General features: G+C 71.4%; 17 protein-coding genes. 7 read left to right on the forward strand and 10 right to left on the reverse strand.

What is annotated here, in order from left to right; translation table 11 throughout:
• The first annotated feature begins 222 nt into the window (after positions 1–222).
• The gene (locus ACQPYK_RS28025; protein WP_433258922.1) at positions 223–1,236 is read left to right on the forward strand and encodes a malectin domain-containing carbohydrate-binding protein; all 1,014 of its coding nucleotides are present in this window, start codon (positions 223–225) and stop codon (positions 1,234–1,236) included.
• A 55-nt stretch (positions 1,237–1,291) separates the two neighbouring features.
• Here ACQPYK_RS28025 and ACQPYK_RS28030 read toward each other — a convergent pair whose 3' ends face one another.
• Together ACQPYK_RS28030 and murQ are read right to left on the reverse strand one after the other, a co-directional pair.
• Entirely contained in the window at positions 1,292–2,395 is a 1,104-nt protein-coding gene (locus ACQPYK_RS28030) for a serine hydrolase domain-containing protein (protein ID WP_433236986.1), read from the reverse strand.
• On the reverse strand, positions 2,388–3,305 hold the full coding sequence (murQ, locus tag ACQPYK_RS28035) for an N-acetylmuramic acid 6-phosphate etherase (protein ID WP_433236989.1): 918 nt from the start codon (positions 3,303–3,305) through the stop codon (positions 2,388–2,390). Before murQ ends, ACQPYK_RS28030 begins: the two co-directional genes overlap by 8 nt.
• 67 nt (positions 3,306–3,372) lie before the next feature.
• On the opposite strand from murQ, the gene ACQPYK_RS28040 reads away from it, so the two are divergent.
• Positions 3,373–4,518: an exo-beta-N-acetylmuramidase NamZ family protein gene (locus ACQPYK_RS28040; RefSeq protein ID WP_433236992.1), complete on the forward strand. Its 1,146-nt coding sequence runs from the start codon at positions 3,373–3,375 to the stop codon at positions 4,516–4,518.
• A gap of 10 nt (positions 4,519–4,528) precedes the next feature.
• Here the strand turns inward: ACQPYK_RS28040 and ACQPYK_RS28045 are convergent, their stop codons facing one another.
• The 6 genes from ACQPYK_RS28045 to ACQPYK_RS28070 are packed head-to-tail and all read right to left on the reverse strand — an operon-like array spanning position 4,529 to position 11,350.
• Entirely contained in the window at positions 4,529–5,398 is an 870-nt protein-coding gene (locus tag ACQPYK_RS28045; protein WP_433236995.1) for a GNAT family N-acetyltransferase, read from the reverse strand.
• Positions 5,399–5,403: 5 nt separating this feature from the next.
• Positions 5,404–6,414, reverse strand: a complete 1,011-nt coding sequence (locus ACQPYK_RS28050) for an ABC transporter ATP-binding protein (protein ID WP_433236998.1) — start codon at positions 6,412–6,414, stop codon at positions 5,404–5,406.
• Positions 6,411–7,622, reverse strand: coding sequence for an ABC transporter ATP-binding protein (locus tag ACQPYK_RS28055; protein ID WP_433237001.1), 1,212 nt, complete (start codon positions 7,620–7,622; stop codon positions 6,411–6,413). Before ACQPYK_RS28055 ends, ACQPYK_RS28050 begins: the two co-directional genes overlap by 4 nt.
• 3 nt (positions 7,623–7,625) lie before the next feature.
• The gene (locus ACQPYK_RS28060) at positions 7,626–8,528 is read right to left on the reverse strand and encodes an ABC transporter permease (RefSeq protein ID WP_433237004.1); all 903 of its coding nucleotides are present in this window, start codon (positions 8,526–8,528) and stop codon (positions 7,626–7,628) included.
• Positions 8,525–9,532 carry an ABC transporter permease gene (locus ACQPYK_RS28065; protein ID WP_433237007.1) on the reverse strand — a complete coding sequence of 336 codons (1,008 nt, stop codon included), beginning with the start codon at positions 9,530–9,532 and terminating at the stop codon, positions 8,525–8,527. The genes ACQPYK_RS28060 and ACQPYK_RS28065 overlap by 4 nt, the downstream gene beginning before the upstream one ends.
• 3 nt (positions 9,533–9,535) lie before the next feature.
• Positions 9,536–11,350 (reverse strand): ABC transporter substrate-binding protein, encoded by a 1,815-nt coding sequence (locus tag ACQPYK_RS28070; RefSeq protein ID WP_433237010.1) that lies wholly within the window; start codon positions 11,348–11,350, stop codon positions 9,536–9,538.
• A gap of 306 nt (positions 11,351–11,656) precedes the next feature.
• Between ACQPYK_RS28070 and ACQPYK_RS28075 the strand changes: the two genes are divergently transcribed.
• The 5 genes from ACQPYK_RS28075 (at position 11,657) to menC (ending at position 15,946) form a co-directional block, all read left to right on the forward strand.
• The gene (locus tag ACQPYK_RS28075) at positions 11,657–12,178 is read left to right on the forward strand and encodes a membrane dipeptidase (RefSeq protein WP_433237013.1); all 522 of its coding nucleotides are present in this window, start codon (positions 11,657–11,659) and stop codon (positions 12,176–12,178) included.
• Positions 12,064–12,696 carry a dipeptidase gene (locus ACQPYK_RS28080; RefSeq protein ID WP_433258924.1) on the forward strand — a complete coding sequence of 211 codons (633 nt, stop codon included), beginning with the start codon at positions 12,064–12,066 and terminating at the stop codon, positions 12,694–12,696. Before ACQPYK_RS28075 ends, ACQPYK_RS28080 begins: the two co-directional genes overlap by 115 nt.
• A complete protein-coding gene (locus tag ACQPYK_RS28085; protein ID WP_433237016.1) occupies positions 12,693–13,904 on the forward strand; it encodes a M20 family metallopeptidase in 1,212 nt (403 codons plus the stop codon). Before ACQPYK_RS28080 ends, ACQPYK_RS28085 begins: the two co-directional genes overlap by 4 nt.
• Positions 13,901–14,680 (forward strand): GNAT family N-acetyltransferase, encoded by a 780-nt coding sequence (locus tag ACQPYK_RS28090; protein WP_433237019.1) that lies wholly within the window; start codon positions 13,901–13,903, stop codon positions 14,678–14,680. Before ACQPYK_RS28085 ends, ACQPYK_RS28090 begins: the two co-directional genes overlap by 4 nt.
• Positions 14,681–14,845: 165 nt before the next feature.
• A complete protein-coding gene (gene menC, locus ACQPYK_RS28095) occupies positions 14,846–15,946 on the forward strand; it encodes an o-succinylbenzoate synthase (RefSeq protein WP_433237022.1) in 1,101 nt (366 codons plus the stop codon).
• 92 nt (positions 15,947–16,038) lie between these two features.
• Here the strand turns inward: menC and ACQPYK_RS28100 are convergent, their stop codons facing one another.
• Both ACQPYK_RS28100 and ACQPYK_RS28105 read right to left on the reverse strand, forming a co-directional pair.
• Complete coding sequence (locus ACQPYK_RS28100) at positions 16,039–16,683, reverse strand: response regulator (protein ID WP_433237025.1); 645 nt, start codon at positions 16,681–16,683, stop codon at positions 16,039–16,041.
• Positions 16,680–17,816: a sensor histidine kinase gene (locus tag ACQPYK_RS28105; protein WP_433237028.1), complete on the reverse strand. Its 1,137-nt coding sequence runs from the start codon at positions 17,814–17,816 to the stop codon at positions 16,680–16,682. The genes ACQPYK_RS28100 and ACQPYK_RS28105 overlap by 4 nt, the downstream gene beginning before the upstream one ends.
• Positions 17,817–17,836 lie beyond the last annotated feature (20 nt).

Here is a 17,836-nt window from a genome sequence, read left to right on the forward strand (position 1 = left end):
TCGGCGAGGACGGCTCGATCGGGTTCCGCTACCGGGGCATCGCCAGCGAGCGCGCCGCCGGGACCAGCGCCACGGTGGGCATCGAGAACGCCGCCGGCACCGACGCGTTGCAGTACTCCCTACAACAGCGCCGCACTCGGCGACGGCCAGAGCCTGACCTTCACCGCGAGCCGGCACGGACTGCTGACCGGCACCGTCACCGACGCCAACGACGGCAAGCCGCTGGCGGGCGCGACGGTCAAGGTCAGCGGCCTGGCGACCTTCACCACCGGAGCCGACGTGGCGACCTTCACCACCGGAGCCGACGGCACGTTCCTGGGGCAGATCCCGGTGGGCGACTACCGGGTCGAGGTCTCCAAGGAGAACTACGGACCCTTCACCCGGGAGGTCACCGTCACCGCCGGCGCCCTGACCCGGGTCGACACCGCCCTGGCCACCGGCCGGGTGACGGCCTCGGCCGGTGAGCTGACCCTGGTGATGCCGGCCGAGGCCACCAGGACCGGCACGGTCGAGCTGACCAACCTGGGCGGCGCCACGGCTTACACCGTCGTGACCGATCCCGCCCAGGGTTGGCTGGGCGTGACGCCCGCCACCGGAGAGCTGGGACCGGGCGCGTCGGCGACGTTGAAGGTCACCGCCTCCAGCGCGGGCGTCCAGCCGGGCACCGTCCGCACCGGCAAGCTGCTGGTGCGTTCGGCGAGCGGCCGCAACCCGCAGATAGAGATCACCGTGACGGTCGTGGTGCCCAAGCACCAGGTCGCCGTCGACGCGGGCGGCACCAAGGACCTCGTGGACGCCACCGGTGACCGCTGGAGCGCCGACCGCAAGTACGGCCAGGGCGGCTACGGCTATGTGAGCAGCGGCAACAAGACACACACGGCGAGCAAAGCGATCAAGGGCACCAGCGAGCAGACGTTGTTCAAGAGCGCCCGCGAGTCGATGCTGGAGTACCGGTTCGACCAGGTGCCCAACGGCACCTACACCGTCGAGCTGGGCTTCGCCGAGACCCGGGCCATGCGTGAGGGACGACGTGTCTTCGACGTCATCGTCGAGGGCCAGCTCGCGATCCCCGCGCTGGACCTGGCTTTGGAAGCCGGCACGTACACCGCCGTCGCCCGTCAGTACACGGTGAAGGTCACCGACGGCCAGCTCAACGTGCGGTTCGCCGAACGCACCGGCGATCCCATCGTCAACGCCATCCGCATCTCCGAGCGTCCCGACAAGGCCACCCCGTAGCGGCCTGCAACCACCGCCGGCCCGTCCCGCCTCCGTGGCGGGGCGGGCCGTTCCGTCAGGACAGCCGCAGCGCCTCGGCGGCGACGGCGTGCCGCAGTTCGCGGATGCCCGCGCGCCCCCGGAGCGGGTGGACGTTGTTGGTCAGCAGGACGACCGTCAAGGCCCGCGCGGGGTCGACGGCGAGCGCGGTACCGGTGAAACCGGAGTGGCCGTAGGCGGACGTCAGCGGGCCCACGACGGCGGGGTCTCCGATCCGCACCCCCAGCCCCTGGCCGAAGGCCGCCCCGGTGACGCCCTGGTCGCGCGTCATCTCGGCCACCGTCTCCGGACGCAGGACGGGAGCGCCGCCGGTGCGCAGCGACTCGGCGAACCGCACCACGTCGTCGGCCGTGGAGAAGATCCCGGCGTGTCCGGCGACCCCGCCGAGGCCGTGGGCGGTCTCGTCGTGGACCTCGCCGCGCACGCATCCGGAGCCCTCGCGCTCGGGTTTGTCCTCGGTGGCGACGATCCGGGGGCGCAGCGACGGCGCGGGCCGGTACCCGGTGTCGCCCAGGCCGAGCGGGCCGGTGATCCGGAGGCGGAGCAGCTCCTCCAGGGTCGCTCCCCCGGCGATCTCCGCCAGCCGTCCCGCCATGACCATGCCGACGTCGGAGTAGAGATGACGCTCGCCGGGCGGGTGCAGTGGCGGGGTGGAGAGGATGCGCTCCAGGCGGGCGGCGAGGATCCCCGGTCCGTCGCCGGCGAGCTCCTCGTGGACCCGGTGTCCGGGCGGCAGCCCCGCCGTGTGGGTGAGCAGGTGCCGCAGGGTCGCCCCCGCCGGGCCGCCGGGCAACCAGGTCGCGACGGGTTCGTCCAGGCCGAGACGGCCTTCCTCGACGAGCGACAGGATGATCGCCGTCGTGAAGAGCTTGGTGAGCGACGCGAGATCGAAGATCGAGTCGCGCCGGGCGGGCGGCCGGTCGGGCAGGAGCTCGTGCGAGGCCCCCGCGTAGCGGACCAGCTCCCCTCCCACCGCGGCGGCGGCCGTGGCGCCGCCGACGGCGATCACGGCGACCGCCGCCGAGCACACCCGTGGTACCGCCGCCGCCAGGATCCCGGCGAGCGCCGCCGAGCCCGCGGACGCGGCCGGCCCGGCGGCCTCTCCCGGGACGTCAGGCACCCGGCGCCTTCGCCGAGGCGAGTGCCGACTCCAGACGATCGCCGTGGGCCTGCAACAGGTCCCGGGCGTCGTCCGGATCGAGGTCGCGTTCGATCATCAGCACCGCGACCTTGACGTGCCATCCGGCCGCCTCCAGCGCGGGGCGGGCGACGGAGAGATCCGCTCCGGTGATGTCACGGACCATCCGCGTGGCCCGGTCGGCGAGCTTGGAGTTCATCGCCGACACCTCGATCATGGTGTTGCCGTAGGTCCGCCCCAGCCTGATCATCGCGATCGTGGAGATCATGTTCAGGACCAGCTTCTGCGCGGTCCCGGCCTTGAGCCTGGTCGAGCCGGTCACCACCTCCGGGCCGACGATCACCTCGAGCGGGTGCAGCGCCGCGTTGGAGAGCGGCGCTCCGGCGTTGCACGACAGGGCGGCGGTGAGGGCTCCGCGGCGGCTCGCCTCCGCGAGCGCACCGAGCACGAACGGCGCCCGGCCGCTGGCGGAGACGCCGACCACCGAGTCGAGCGCGCCCACCTGCCGGTCGGCGATCGCCGCGGCTCCCGCGACGTCGTCGTCCTCGGCGCCCTCGACCGAACGGGTCAGCGCGGGCTCGCCGCCCGCGATGATGCCCTGCACCAGCTCCGGATCGGTGCCGAAGGTCGGCGGGCACTCGGAGGCGTCCAGCACGGCCAGCCGGCCCGACGTTCCCGCGCCCACGTAGAACAGGCGTCCTCCCGCCCTCATCCGGGCGACGATCGCGTCGACCGCGGCCGAGATCGCCGGGATCTCCACGGCCACCGCCGCGGGCACCGTGGCGTCGGCCGCGTTCATCAGCCTGGCGACCTCCTCGGTGGAGAGCCGGTCGATGTCGCTGTAGCGCGGATCGCTCTGCTCTGTGGACAAGCTTGCGAGTGGATCAATCATGTCGCCCCATGTCGCTAATTTTCATCCCCTACTTCTATTATGCAAATTTTCTTCGAACAATGGAGCCATGTCTTACGTACGCACCGGAATCGAGCGGCTCGCCGCCGATCCCGGTCTCATCCGCGGCGGCCGGATCGGCCTGATCACCAACCCGACCGGCGTCCTGCCGGACCTGACACCCGGCGTCACCGCGCTGCGGGCGGCAGGAGTGCCGCCGGCCGTCCTGTTCAGCCCCGAACACGGGATGTACGGCACGGCGCAGGCGGGCTTCGGCGAGCGGGAAGACCTCGACCCCTCGACCGGGCTGCCGGTCCTCGACACCTACGGCAAGGACGGCCGGGCCCTGGACGACCTCGTGGAGTCGTCCGGAGTCGACACCCTCGTCTTCGACATCGCCGACATCGGCACGCGCTTCTACACCTATGTCTGGACGATGCACGACCTCATCGCGTCGGCCGCGCGGCTCGGGCTGCGCTTCGTCGTGCTCGACCGGCCCAACCCCCTCGGCGGGACCCTCGCCGAGGGCCCGCTGCTCGACCCCGCGTACGCCGGCCCGGTGGGCCGCGCCGCCGTCCCGGTGCGGCACGGCCTCACCGCGGGCGAGCTCGCGCTCCTGGTCAACCGCTCGATCGGCGCCGACCTGCAGGTGATCACCGCCGAGGGCTGGCGGCGCGACACCCCCTTCGAGGACACCGGCCAGCCGTGGGTGATGCCCTCGGTGAACATGCCGACGCTGGAGACGGCGCTGGTCTATCCGGGCACCGGCCTGTTCGAGGGCACGAACCTGTCGGAGGGACGCGGCACCACCCGGCCGTTCGAGCTGATCGGCGCCCCCTACCTCGACGGCCGGTTCGCCGCCGGGCTGAACGCGCTGGACCTGCCGGGCGTGCGCTTCCGCGACACCCGGTTCGTCCCGACCTTCCACAAGCACGCGGGCACGACCGTGCGGGGGGTGCAGCTCCACGTGCACGATCGGGAGACCTTCAGGCCCGTGCTGACGGCCCTGTCGATGCTGCACCTGGCGCGCTCGCTCCACCCTGAGGACTTCGCCTGGCACGACGCCGCCGACGGCGAGCCGTACTTCGTGGATCGGCTCTGGGGCTCGGACTCGCTGCGCCACCGCCTGGACGCCGGTGGGGACCCGACGGACCTGTGCCCGCCTCCCGCCCACCCGCAGGTCCGGCTGGACGGCGGGCCGCTGCTCTACCACTGACATCCGACCGTCACCGCAGGTCCCGGCGGTAGAGCCAGAAGACCCGCTCGGCGTGCGCGCCGACCGCCCGGGAGTAGAAGCCCAACGGCCCCACCCAGGAGATCTGCGCGCTCGCCAGACCCGCATCCCGCTGTTCGGCGAGGCAGCGGCGCAGCAGCACCCGGCCGACGCCCAGACCGCGCGCGGCCGGAGCGGTGCCCATCGGGCCGAACCAGGCGGGCCTGGCCCCCCAGGCGGCGAACCCGAGGATCTCCCCGTCCCGGGAGGCGTAGTGGCAGCCGGTCGCCTGCTCCGCCTCCCACGCCCAGTTGTCGTTCCACTGCCGCCGGACGAAGTCGAGCACGGCGGCACGGTCACCGGGGCAGGCCGCGTGCACGGTGACGCCCTTGTCCGCCAGCCGCACGAGATCGGCCTCGGTGGACAGATCGGCGGAGAGATCGGCGGTCATGTTCCAGGCGACGTTGTAACGCTCGTAGCCGAGGCTCTCGGCCAGGCAGGCCGCGGCGGTGGAGCGAACGTCGATCCCCGGCCAGGCGTAGCAGGGCGGGTTGCCGGCGAAGCGGGCCTCGGCCACCCCTTCGGCCCTCAGCCACTCCTCGGCCGCGACCACCAGCGCGCGCCCGTGCCCCGCGCCCTGGGCGGCGGGGTGTACGGCCAGCAGGTCGATGTGTCCGATCGACCCGTCACGCGACGACACCGACGTGAACAGCACCGCCTCGAGATCGCCCGTCACCAGTGCCGTCCAGCGGCGATCCGGGGGCGGGTCCGAGAGCCGGGCCACCAGCTGCGGCGCCTGCGCGGCGTCCAGGACGAGCGCGGCCCCGGCGATCGCGCCGATCACACCGGCGTCGGCGGCGACGGCCTCGCGGATCCCCTGCACCGCCCTCACCCCCGTCCGACCGGCACGGCGACGACGCTGCGGCGCTCGGGGTGGAAGCAGGCGTGCTCCTGGGGGGTGCCCTCCCCGTGGCCGAGCACCGGCAGTTCGGATTCGCAGCGCTCGGTACGGAAGGGGCAACGCCGCGCGAACAGGCAGCCCGCGTCGTGATGGCCCTCGGCCGGCGCCTCGGTCGGCACCACCTGCTGCTCGCCCGGCCGCTCCAGGCCGTGCAGCACCGGGATGGCCGACAGCAGCGACTGCGTGTAGGGGTGGACGGGGTCGGAGATGATCGTCTCGACGTGCCCCCGTTCGACCACCTGGCCCCGGTAGATGACGTAGAGCTCGCCGTCGTCGCCGATGTAACGCGCGGTCGCCACGTCGTGGGTGATGAACAGCACGCTCACCCCGAGCCGCTCGCGCAGGTCCTTCAGCAGCGCCAGGATGCCCAGCCGCAGCGACACGTCGATCATGGAGACGGCCTCGTCGGCGACGAGCATGTCGGGGTCCACCGTGAGCGCGCGGGCGATCACGACGCGCTGGCGCATCCCGCCGGACAGCTGGTGGGGATAGCGCGACAGCACGTATCCCGGGTCGAGCCCGACCAGCGACAGCAGCTCCTCGGCCCGCTCGTCCACCCATGAGGCCGGGCGGCGCGTCTGCCGCGCGCGCAGGGCCAGGGGGGCGTTCAGCGTCTGGTGGATCGTGCGGGTCGGATTGAGCGCCGAATAGGGGTCCTGGTGGATGAGCTGGATCCGGCGGAAGTACGGTTGCCGCCGGCGGGGCGTGAGCGACGACATGGCCGTGCCGTCGATGGTGATCTCGCCGGAGTCGTGGGTCTCCAGCCCGGCGATGATCCGTCCCAGCGTCGTCTTGCCGCAGCCGGACTCGCCGATGAACGAGGCCGCCCCGCCCTTCTCGATGGCGAAGTCGACGCCGCGCAGCGCCTTGACCTCCCGGCCGGCGAGCACGCTGCCCCGCTGCCGGAAGGTCTTGGTGATGTTCTTCCCCGTGATCACGGCTGTTCCCCCCGTCCTTCATGTACCCCGGTGGGCCCCTGTGCTCCCACGACTTCCTGGACATGTCCGGCCTTTCGGACCGGTGCCGTCTCTCCCGCCCCCGCGCTCTCGCCGGGTTCCCGGGACCGCGCAGCCGCCACGGCAGCCCCGGCGTCGGCCCGCTCCCCCGGCTCCGCGGGCTTCCCGAACTCCGCGGGCTCCGCGAGCTTCGCGGGCTGTGCGGCGGTCTCGACCGCGTGGCACGCCACGATCGACGCCCCGAGGGAGACGACCGGCGGCCGGACCGTCTCGCAGACGTCCATGCGCAGGACGCACCGCTCCCGGAACACGCATCCCCGCGCCGGAATCGTGCCCAGCGTCGGCGGGCGCCCCGGCAGCGCCCGGGCCTCGCCGATGTCGCCCACCAGGCGCGGGATGGCCTGCAGCAGGCCCCGGGTGTAAGGGTGACGGGGCGCGGCCAGCACGTCCGTGGTCGGGCCCTGCTCGACCACCTGCCCGCCGTACATGACGGCCAGCCGGTCGGCGACCTCGGCCACCACCCCGAGGTCGTGGGTGATGACCAGCGTGGTGAGCCCGCGCTCCTGATGGACCTCGCGGACGATCCGCAGGATCGTCGCCTGAGTGATCATGTCGAGCGCGGTCGTCGGCTCGTCCAGCACGACCAGGTGGGCGTTGAGCACCAGCGCGAGCATGATGCCGACCCGCTGGCGCATCCCGCCGGACAGCTCGTGCTGGTGGGAGTCGAGGACGCGCGCGCCGTCCATGCCCATCCGGCCGAGCAGGTCCTTGGCGTCTTTGACGAGGGCGCGCAGGTCCGCCACGTCGTGCGAGCGGCCCAGGTCGAGCAGTTGCTTGCCGACCGTCTTCAGGGGGTTGAGGGAGTTCTGCGCGGCCTGGAAGACATAGCCGATGTGCCGTCCCCTCGCCTTGCGCAGCTCCTCGCCCCTCAGCTTCACCACGTCGCCGAGACCATCGATCTCGACGCTGCCCGCGCTGATCCTGCCGGGCGGCTGAACGGCGTTGAGCAGCGACAGCGCCAGGGTGGACTTGCCGGAGCCGGACTCGCCCACCACGCCGGTGATCGACCCGGGCACGAGCTCCAGGTCGATCCCGGAGATCGCTGGAAGCTCACCGGCCGACGTCCGGTAGACGACGGACAGGCCGCTGACGCGTACTCCCGGCGCCTTCTTGTCAGGGGTCACAGACACCCGTTACTCCTCACGCAACCGGGGGTTGAAGATCTCGTCCATGGCGTCGACGACGAGCACGATGCCCAGGGTGAGCAGCAGGATCGCCAGCAGCGGCGCCAGCAGGTACGGCAGCGCCGCGGGCGAGGACATCGCACCGCCGCCGAACACGGCGAGGTTGAGCATCACGCCCCAGTTGTCGGCCTCGAACGGAAGCACGCCCAGGAAGAACAGGCCCACCTGCGCGTAGACCGCGCCGGTGACGGCGATGAGCATGTTCATCGCGATGAAGGGGGCCATGCTGGGCAGCAGCTCTTTGCCGATGATGTGCGTCGTGGACAGGCCGAGGCCTCTGGCCGCCTCGATGAAACCGCGCTCGCGCAGGGACAGGGTCTGGGAGCGCACGGCCCGGGCGACGCCTCCCCAGCCGAGCAGGCCGAGCACCAGGCCCATCTCGATCGCGCTGGTGAACTTCCAGATGGTCGACAGCACCAGCAGCAGCGGCAGGCCGGGGATCGTCAGCTTCATGTCGGTGATCCGCATGAGCACGGTGTCCCAGCGCCCGCGCCGGAACCCGGCGAACAGCCCGATCCCGGTGCCGAGCACCACCGTGATGACGGCGGTGATCAGGGCGGTCAGCAGGACGTAGCGTGAACCGGTGACCAACAGCGCGAGCACGTCGGTGCCCTCGAAGTCGGTGCCGAAGGGGTGCGCCCAGCTCGGCGGCGCGTACAGGGCGGCGGTGTCGCGGGGCAGCGGGTCGGGGTAGAGCATCGGCCCGAAGGCGCCCATGAACGCGAACCCCAGCATGATGACCATGCCGGCCATGCGGCTGGGCTTGCGCTTGAGCACGCGCCAGACGCCGTGCCAGAAGTTACGCCGCAGGGCCGCGCGACCGCCGCCCGCTGCGATGACCGGTGCCGTCATGCGGCCCCCTCCCCGCTTCGCACCCGCGGGTCGATCACGGTGTAGAACAGGTCCGCCACGATGTTGGCGACGATGATCGCCACGGTGATCAGCAGGAACGCCCCGCCCATCAGGGCGTAGTCACGGTTGGTGATGCTCTCGATGAGCATCAGCCCCAGGCCGGGGTAGTTGAAGATCCGTTCGATGAAGATCGCACCGCCGAACAGCATGCCCAGCGAGAGGGCCAGGATGGTGAACAGCGGCAGGATCGCGTTGCGCGCCACGTAGCGGAAGATGATGCCGCGCTTGATGCCGCGCAGCTCGGCGGCGAGGATGAAGTCGTCGCCGAGGACGGTGACCACGCTCGACTTCATCGCCAGGATCCAACCTCCGTAGGAGGAGAGCGCGTAGGTGAGGACCGGCAGCGTGGCGTGCTCGATGAGCGAGCCGATGTATCCGGCGTTGAAGCCCGGCTCGAACATGATGTCCGCCGTGCCGTCCTGGGGCAGGATCGGGATCAGCGTCCCGAAGACGGCGCTCAGCAGCAGGGCGAGCATGTACTGGGGGACGCCGTGCAGGAGCGACCCGGAGATCGCGAGGACGTCGCCGAGCCTGCCCGAGCGCTTGATGGCGGCGTAGACCCCCATGACGATGCCGATCAGGAAGCTCAGCAGCGTGCCCGCCAGCACGGGGAGAACGGTCCATTTGGCGGCCGAGAACAGCACGGCCGACACGCCCACGCCCGGCACCGTCAGCGACTGCCCCAGGTCCAGGTGGAGCAGGCCGGACATGTAGTCGACGTACTGCTGCCACAGGCCGCCGGTCGGCGCGAAGCCGTAGAGGACCTCCACGGCCCGCTGCGCCGCGGCGGGGGACATGCCCTGCTCGACCAGCTTCTCGTACCGGGCGGCCATGGGGTCGCCGGGAACGCTCCTGATGACGAAGAAGCTGACCGTGGTGACGACCAGGATCATGACGAGCCCGCGGGCCAGGTGACCCGCGAGCCTTCGCGCGAACATCGTCATGTGTTACTGCTTCTTCTTGACCATGCCGAGCTGGATCCACACGCCGGAGGGCTGGCGGAGCAGGTCGCTGTCGGTCTCGGGGAAGCCGGTGAAGCGGCTGGTGTTGACGAACTGGGTGTTGACGTAGTCCCAGAGCTGGACCACCGGCAGGTCCTGGTTGGCCGCCTTGGCGAGCCGGCCGATGATCTTCTTCTGCTCGTCGCCGGAGGCGGAGTTCAGCTTGGCGGTGAGCTCGCCGGGGTTGACCTTGGCCCCGTCGACCTCGATGGTCTCCGGGCCGCCCATCCAGTTGCCGTTCTTGCCGGGCGCCGCGTGCTCGACCTTGCCGCCGAGGATGGACCAGCCGTTGGAGACGCCGTAGAGGCGCTGGTAGATGTTGTACGGCGCGGGACCGAGCGCGATCAGCCAGAACCCGACGTCGTACTTGCCCTCGGCGATCTCCTTGAGGTAGAGCGGATAGTCGGCGGTGGTCACGACCTCGGCGTCGATCCCCGCGGCGGTCAGCTGGCTGGTGATCGCCTTGGCGCCGGAGATCCAGTCGGAGAACGGCGCCGGGACGTTGACGGTGAACTTCCACGGCGTGCCGTCGGGCAGCGTCCACTTGCCGCCGTCCTTCTTCAGGCCCGCCTTCTTGAACTCCTCCTCGGCCTTGGCCGCGTCGAGCTTGTACGGCTCCAGCGCGGCGAGGTCGGCGCCGAGCCACTCCGCGGCGGGCTTCTGGTGGATGCCGGTGGTGGTGACCGCCGGGGTGCCGCCCTCCGGCGAAGCGATCTTGGTGACCTCGTCCCGGTTGATCAGGTAGGCCAGGCCGCGCCGCACGTGCACGTTGTCGTAGGGCTTCTTGGACTGGTTGAACGCCATGCCCAGCGACACCGGCGAGTAGCCCTTGACCACCCCGTTGCCCTGGGTCGTGGTGATGCGCTTCATCACGTCGGCGGGCACGGCGGTGAAGGGCGCATTGTCGAGCTTGCCGGCGATGAGATAGTTCCAGATCTGCTCGTTGCCGGTGTAGTTGAGCAGCTTGACCTGGTCGGGCCCGACGTTCGCGGCGTTGTAGAAGCCCTTGTTCTTGACCAGCAGCGCCTCGCTCGGGTTCATCCGCTCCAGCACGAACGGGCCGGCGGAGACGTCCTTGGGCGGGGCGAAGGCGAGCACCTTCTCCGACAGCGCGGTGATCTCCTCACGGGCCTTCTCAGCCTCGGCCCCCTCGCCGCGGGCGACCTTCAGCTTGTCCCAGAAGTCGGCGGGCAGCACGCTGCTCCAGACGTGCTGGGGCAGGATGAAGCTGTCCATGACGCCGCGCACGAACGTGACGCTGGGGTTCTTCATGTCCTGGGTGATCTTGACGGTCTTGTCGTCGACCACCGTGACCTCGGAGGCGGCGCCGGCCGCGCCCGGGTCGATCGCGAAGGCGGTGCTGCCCTGCGTGTAGGCCAGGGCGATGGAGAACTTCACGTCCTCGGCGGTGACCGGCTTGCCGTCGGACCACTTGTTGTTCGGCTGCAGGTGCAGCGTGATCGAGGAGTTGTCCGGCGCGATCTCCCAGCTCGCCGCGATGCCCGGGTAGAACTGGTTCGGGTCGGTCAGGTGGTTCTTCGACCAGGCGATCCGCATGGCGTTGTAACCCCAGAACGCGTTGCCCTTGGGGTTCCACGGGTTGATCGGGCCGTTGACGTCGAGGCCCGGCTTGAGGCCGTCGATCGTGGTGTAGAGACCACCACCGCTGCCGCCCGCGGCGGACTTGTCTCCGGTATTGCCGCTGCACGCCGTGACGGCGGCGAGGCCGAGCAACGCCACTACAGCTGCTAGTCGCTTCATGAACCGCTCCGTGGGGATCTTTCGAGGCCGGGAAGCCGGGGTTGTCCGGACCCTACGGGCGGCCGAGGAGTCGCGTCAATAATCTCCACGTGTTGTGAGGATCCTGTAACTTTCCTTCATCGTTCACCTTCCGGTCACCCGCGCCCCCTTCACACCGATCCGCTCCGATCACCCCGCCACCCCGAGCAGAACAAGTGATCTTGGCCGAATGGACAAATACTCGGCCAGCTCTTAGGAGAACGGACGAATTCCCCAACCCCTGACCTGTCATACCGTCGCGGTAATCACGCATCGGAGGGCTGGCACGTGTCCGTTGAGCTCCACCACCGCGCCGTCGTCGCGGACACCCACAACGACCTGTTGATGGCGGTGACCGCACGTCCACCAGGGCGCTGGGCGTCGTTCTTCCGTGAACGCTGGCTGCCCCAGCTCCGCGAGGGCGGGGTGAACGTGCAGGTGCTGCCGGTCTTCATCGACGACGAATACCGGCCGGAGGGAGCCCTCCGGCAGACCCTGCGCATGATCGAGTGCGCGCACACCCTCGCCGAGGGCAACCCGGACGCGGTACGGCTCTGCGTGGACGGCGCCCAGATCGACGAGGCGCTCGGCGAGGAGAAGATCGCCCTGGTGCTCGCGCTGGAGAGCGCCCCGGGCTGGACGCGAACGTCGAGCTGCTGGCCACCCTGCACCGGCTGGGCGTGCGGGTCGCCTCGATCGCGCACTGGGGCCGCACCGCGCTGGCCGACGGCAGCGGCGAGGACGCCACCGGCAGCAGGCTCACCGCGGCCGGGGTGGAGGCGGTCCGGGAGATGGAGCGCCTCGGCATGATCTTCGACGTCTCGCATCTGGGCGCCTCCGGGGTGGAGCACGTGCTGGAGCTGGCCACCCGGCCGGTGATGGCGACCCACTCCTCGGCCCGGGCCCTGCGCGATCACCACCGCAACCTCACCGACGACCAGATCCGCGCCATCGCCGCCACCGGCGGCGTGGTCTGCGTCAACTTCCTGGCGGCCTTCCTGTCGGCGGACCCGGCCGAATACACCGTCGACCGCCTGGTGGACCACATCGAGCACATCGTGAGCGTCGGCGGGATCGACCATGTCGGTCTCGGCCCCGACTTCGTCCACGAGGTGCTGACCGAGCTCACGCCGCCGTGCTGCGAGGACCTCGGCTACGGCGGCGAGATCGACCCCCTGGCCTACCTGCCGGGACTCGACGGACCGCGCGGCCTGCCGCTGGTCACCGAGGCGCTGGTAGGACGGGGCGTCCCGGAGAACGACATCGTCAAGATCCTCGGTGACAACGTCCTGCGGCTGTTCCGCGCCGAGCTGGGACGACCACGATGAACCTGGACGCCATGCTCGCGGACCTGGAGGAGCTCGTCTCGTGCGAGTCCTTCTCCGCCGACCACCAGGCGGTGGCCCGCAGCGCCCGGCTGGTCGCCGACCAGGGGTTCAGAAGACTCGGCGCGCACCCCGAGGCGATCGTGATCGACGGGGTCACCCACCTGCGGTGGACCTTCGGCACGCCCCGCGTCCTGGTGATCGGCCACCACGACACCGTCTGGCCGATCGGGACGCTCGCCCGACACCCCTGGTCACTGGTGGACGGGATCGCCCGCGGCCCCGGCGTGTTCGACATGAAGGCCGGACTGGTGCAGGCCTTCCACGCGCTGGCCGCCCTGCCCTCGCTGGCGGGGTTGTGCGTGCTGGTCACCGGAGACGAGGAGGTCGGCTCGCCATCCTCACGCGCGCTGATCGAGGAGTCGGCGCGCGGCTGCTCGGCCGCGTTCGTGCTGGAGGCCAGCGCCGACGGCGGGGCGCTCAAGACCGCCCGCAAGGGCACCTCCACCTACACGCTCACCGTGTACGGCAAGGCCGCGCACGCGGGCCTGGAACCGGACAAGGGGGCCAACGCCGGAATCGAGCTGGCCCACCAGATCCTCGCCGTCGCCGCGCTCGCCGACCAGGTGAACGGGGGCCCCTGCGGCGTGACGTCCCCGGCCGCGGCGGGCGGATCCCCGCTTCCGGCCGCCCGGCCGGGCGCCGCGGTGGACGATGCCCCCGGCATCGCGGCGCCCGGCGGGCCGGGTGGCCTCGGGCCGACCACCGTCACGCCCACGGTGCTGTCGGCGGGCACCACGGTCAACACCGTGCCCGCGCTGGCCCGCGTGGAGGTCGACGTGCGCGTGCCCACCCTCACCGCGCAACAGCGAGTGGACGAGCTCATGAAAGCCCTGTCCCCCCGGCTCGCCGGAACCCGGCTGGAGGTCCTGGGAGACCTGAACCGCCCTCCCCTGGAGGAGACCTCGTCGGCCGGGCTGTTCGCCGTCGCCCAGCAGGTCGCCGCCGGCCTCGGGCTCGCCCCTCTCTCCGGCGTCGGAGTGGGCGGCGCGTCCGACGGAAACTTCACCGCCGGAGTCGGCTGCCCCACGCTCGACGGACTGGGCGCGGTGGGCGGCGGCGCCCATGCCGACAACGAGCACGTGATCGTGGCCGAGATGCCCGGCCGGACGGCGCTGCTGACCGGCCTGGTCCGGGCGGTGCTCGGATGAGCGGCCTCGTGCTACGCGAGCTCCACTCCATCGAGGAACTGGAGGGGGTCTACCGGCTGTTCGACGACATCTGGCACCCCGCCCCGGGCGGTGCGCCCATCACCGTCGAGCTCATGCGGGCGCTGTCGCACGCGGGCAACTACGTGGCCGGGGCCTACCAGGGCGACCGGCTGGTCGGCGCGTCGGTCGGTTTCCTGGCGTCGCCGGCCGGGCAGGTGCTGCACTCCCACGTCACCGGCGCCTCCGCCGGGCGCGGGATCGGGTTCGCGCTCAAGCTGCACCAACGGGCCTGGGCACTGGAGCGGGGCCTGGACCGGATCACCTGGACCTACGACCCGCTGATCCGGCGCAACGCCCACTTCAACCTGGTCAAACTCGGCGCCCGGCCCGAGGAGTACCTGCCGTCCTTCTACGGCCTCATGGGAGACGCGATCAACAACGGCGACGAGTCCGACCGGATGCTCGCCGTCTGGCGGCTGTCCGAGCCGCGAGTGCTGGCCGCCGTCCGGAGCGAGCCGCACCGGCCGCAGATCCCGCCGGACGCGGTGACCGCCCTGACCGAACGCGACGGCCGCCCGGTCGCCGGACGGACCGACGCCCGGACGGTGACGGTCACGGTTCCGCCCGACATCGAGGCGCTGCGCCGCACCGACCCGGACGCGGCCAGGGCATGGCGCCACGCCGTACGCGAGGTGCTGGGCGGGCTGATGGAGGAAGGAGCCCGCGTCACCGGCTTCCACGGCAGATCCTGCTACCTCGTGGAGCGGACCGCTTGACCACCCCGAGCGGCGGAGCTCGCGGCGCGAAGCCCGGCACGGGCGGTGAGACCACCCCGAGCGGAGCGCTCGGACGGACGCGGCGCGAGCCGCGCGACATCCAGTAACGGGTCGCCTGACCGGCGGCGCTATCGAAGGGAGACGCGGCGGAGGCCGCACACCATCATGAAGATCACTGGAATCGAACTGCGGCGGATCGGCATGCCACTGCTCGCACCGTTTCGCACCTCGTTCGGCACCGAGACCGAACGCGACGTGCTGCTCGTGCGGGTCGTCACCCCCGAGGCCGAGGGCTGGGGAGAGTGCGTGGCCATGTCACAACCGCTGTACTCCTCCGAATACGTCGACGCCGCCGCCGAGATGCTGCGCCGCTTCCTCATCCCCGCCCTGCCCGCCCACCCCGACGCCTACCGCGTACAGCGGGCCATGGAACCGTTCAAGGGCCACCGGATGGCCAAGGCCGCCCTGGAGACCGCCGTCCTGGACGCCCAGCTACGCGCCACCGGCCAGCCGCTCGCCTCCTTCCTGGGCGCCGCCGCCGACCGGGTGCCGTGCGGGGTGTCGGTGGGCATCATGAACTCCATCCCCGAACTCCTCGACGCCGTCGCCGGCTACCTCGACGAGGGCTACATCCGGATCAAACTGAAGATCGAACCCGGCTGGGACCTCGCCCCGGTCCGCGCGGTGCGCGAACGCTTCGGCGAGCAGGTGCTGCTGCAGGTCGACGCCAACGCCGCCTACACCCTGGCCGACGCCCCCCGGCTGGCCAAGCTCGACGCCTTCGACCTGCTGCTCATCGAACAACCCCTGGCCAACGACGACCTGGTCCAGCACGCCCGGCTGGCCACGCTGCTGACGACCCCGATCTGCCTGGATGAGTCCATCGAGTCGGCCGAGCACGCCGCCGCCGCCATCACCCTGGGCGCCTGCTCGATCATCAACGTCAAACCCGGCCGGGTCGGCGGCTATCTGGAGGCCCGCCGCATCCACGAGCTGGCCCGCGCCCACGGCGTCGCCCTGTGGTGCGGCGGCATGCTGGAGACGGGCATCGGCCGCGCCGCCAACGTCGCGCTGGCCGCGCTGCCCGGGTTCACCCTGCCCGGCGACACCTCCGCCTCGCGCCGCTATTTCGCCACCGACATCACCGCGCCGTTCGAGTTGCGCGATGGTCACCTCGACGTGCCGACCGGCCCCGGCATCGGCGTCGATCCGATCCAGGACATCCTGGAGGAGGTCACCACCTCCACCGAATGGATCACCCTCTGACATTCGAAGACCGATCTGCGGCCGGCGCATGATCGGTGACCTCGGAACCGCTACGCCGCGGCTCATCCGTTCGGGACTCCCGGCCAGGGGATCTAGAGCAGGCCGTGGTCGCGGGCGTAGACGGCCGCCTGGGTGCGATCGCGGAGGCCGAGCCGGTTGAGGATGCGCGAGATGTGGTTCTTCACGGTGCCTTCGCTGAGATACAGGTGCCCGGCGATCTCGCGGTTGGTCGAACCGCGGGCGATCAGCCGGAGCACGTCGATCTCCCTCGCGGTCAGGGAGGTGTCCAGCCGGGCACCGGGCCGGTCGGCGAGGGCCGAGGCCAGACGCGCCGCGGCCGCCGGGTCGAGCTGGGCGACGCCGGCGTGCGCGAGCCGTACGGCGGCGGCCAGCTCCCGGGCCGGTAGGTCCTTGAGCAGGTAACCGGTCGCGCCCGCGCGCAGCGCCTGGACGACGTACTCCTCGTCGTCGAAGGTGGTGAGCATGACCACCCGGACGCCGGGGGCATGGTCGCGCAGGACGGTGACGGCCTCGACGCCGTCCATCTCGGGCATCCTGACGTCCATGAGCACCACATCAGGTGCCAGAACGACCGCCTGTTCCACCGCGTCGCGTCCGTCCGCCGCGGTGCCGATCATGACGATGCCGGGCTGGATGTCGAGCAGCGAGGCGATGGCCTCCCTGATGAGCCGCTGGTCGTCGACGACCAGGACGCGGACCGGCGGGTCCGGGGTCACGGCGCGGACCGGCGGGGGATCGTGACGGTCAGCCGGGTGCCACCACCGGAGGCGCCGCCGATGTCGACCCGGCCGCCGGCCAGTTGCACGCGCTCACGCATGCCGAGCAGGCCGTATCCCTCCCGTTCTGGTGAGAAGCCGCGGCCGTCGTCACGGACCACCAGCTCCGCGCCCGCCGCGTCGAGGGTGGCGGCCACTGAGACGAGGGTGGCGCGTGCGTGCCGCCTGGAGTTGGTGATGCCCTCCTGGGCGGCCCGGTAGAGGGCCCTGAGCGCCGCCGCGTCGTGCCCGCTCTCCTCACCGGCGAACTCCAGGACGACGGTCGGACCGCCGTCCTCCGCCTGGCCCGCCACCAGGTCGGTGAGCGCGTCCGAGAGGCTGAAGGGCTCGCCCACCTCGCGCAGGGTGCGGACCGATCGCCGTACGTCGTCCAACGCGCGCCGCGCCGAGCCATGGGCGTCCAGGACCGCCCGGTCCGCCGCGCCGGAATCCAGATCACGGAAGGCGGTGGCCTTCTCCAGCAGCAGGACGATCGCCGTCAGATGATGTCCGAGATCATCATGGATGTCCCGGGCCACCCGGTTACGCTCGGCCGTGGCGGACAACTCGGCGACCCTGGCGGTGGAGGCGGCCAGCTCGGCCCTGGCCCGCCGCTCCTCGACGGCGACCGCGGCCATGCTGACGGTCAGGACCAGTCCCACGCAGAACATCAGCAGATCGGACACCTGCTCGACGTCGGCGTACCAGCGCGGGTCGGCCACCGCGCCGGCGGTCATCAGTAGCAGGGCACCGGCCGCGGCCAGTGCGACCGCGATCGCGCGGCCGAAGGCGAAGTACGCGGTGAACGGCACCAGCACGAACAACGCCCGCGACAGCCCGGATCCGTCGACCGCCGCGACGGCCGCGAACAGCGCGATCCGCGCGCCGAGCAGTGCGGCCGCCGGCCGCCGCGGCGTGCGGGCCGGGTAGCGGCGCCGCTCCAGCAGGTCGATCCCGGCCAGCGCGGCCAGGCCACCGGCGAACAACACCGGCTGGGTGTCGCCGAGTCCGGCCAGCCAGGCGTACAGACCCGCCGCCAGCACCGCGCCGTAGAGGACCGGCGACACCCACGGCACAGGGCGTGAGATGGGCACGTCCGCAAGCCTACGGCCGG

It is taken from the genome of Streptosporangium sp. CA-135522 (genome assembly GCF_050949235.1).
Taxonomy (GTDB): Bacteria; Actinomycetota; Actinomycetes; order Streptosporangiales; family Streptosporangiaceae; genus Streptosporangium.

Coding starts and splice junctions, on each gene's coding strand:
- ACQPYK_RS28040 (WP_433236992.1), top strand. CDS start 3,373: ATGTCTTACGTACGCACCGGAATCGAGCGGCTCGCCGCCGATCCCGGT.
- ACQPYK_RS28085 (WP_433237016.1), top strand. CDS start 12,693: ATGAACCTGGACGCCATGCTCGCGGACCTGGAGGAGCTCGTCTCGTGC.
- ACQPYK_RS28065 (WP_433237007.1), bottom strand. CDS start 9,532: ATGACGATGTTCGCGCGAAGGCTCGCGGGTCACCTGGCCCGCGGGCTC.
- ACQPYK_RS28090 (WP_433237019.1), top strand. CDS start 13,901: ATGAGCGGCCTCGTGCTACGCGAGCTCCACTCCATCGAGGAACTGGAG.
- murQ (WP_433236989.1), bottom strand. CDS start 3,305: ATGATTGATCCACTCGCAAGCTTGTCCACAGAGCAGAGCGATCCGCGC.
- ACQPYK_RS28060 (WP_433237004.1), bottom strand. CDS start 8,528: ATGACGGCACCGGTCATCGCAGCGGGCGGCGGTCGCGCGGCCCTGCGG.
- ACQPYK_RS28070 (WP_433237010.1), bottom strand. CDS start 11,350: ATGAAGCGACTAGCAGCTGTAGTGGCGTTGCTCGGCCTCGCCGCCGTC.
- menC (WP_433237022.1), top strand. CDS start 14,846: ATGAAGATCACTGGAATCGAACTGCGGCGGATCGGCATGCCACTGCTC.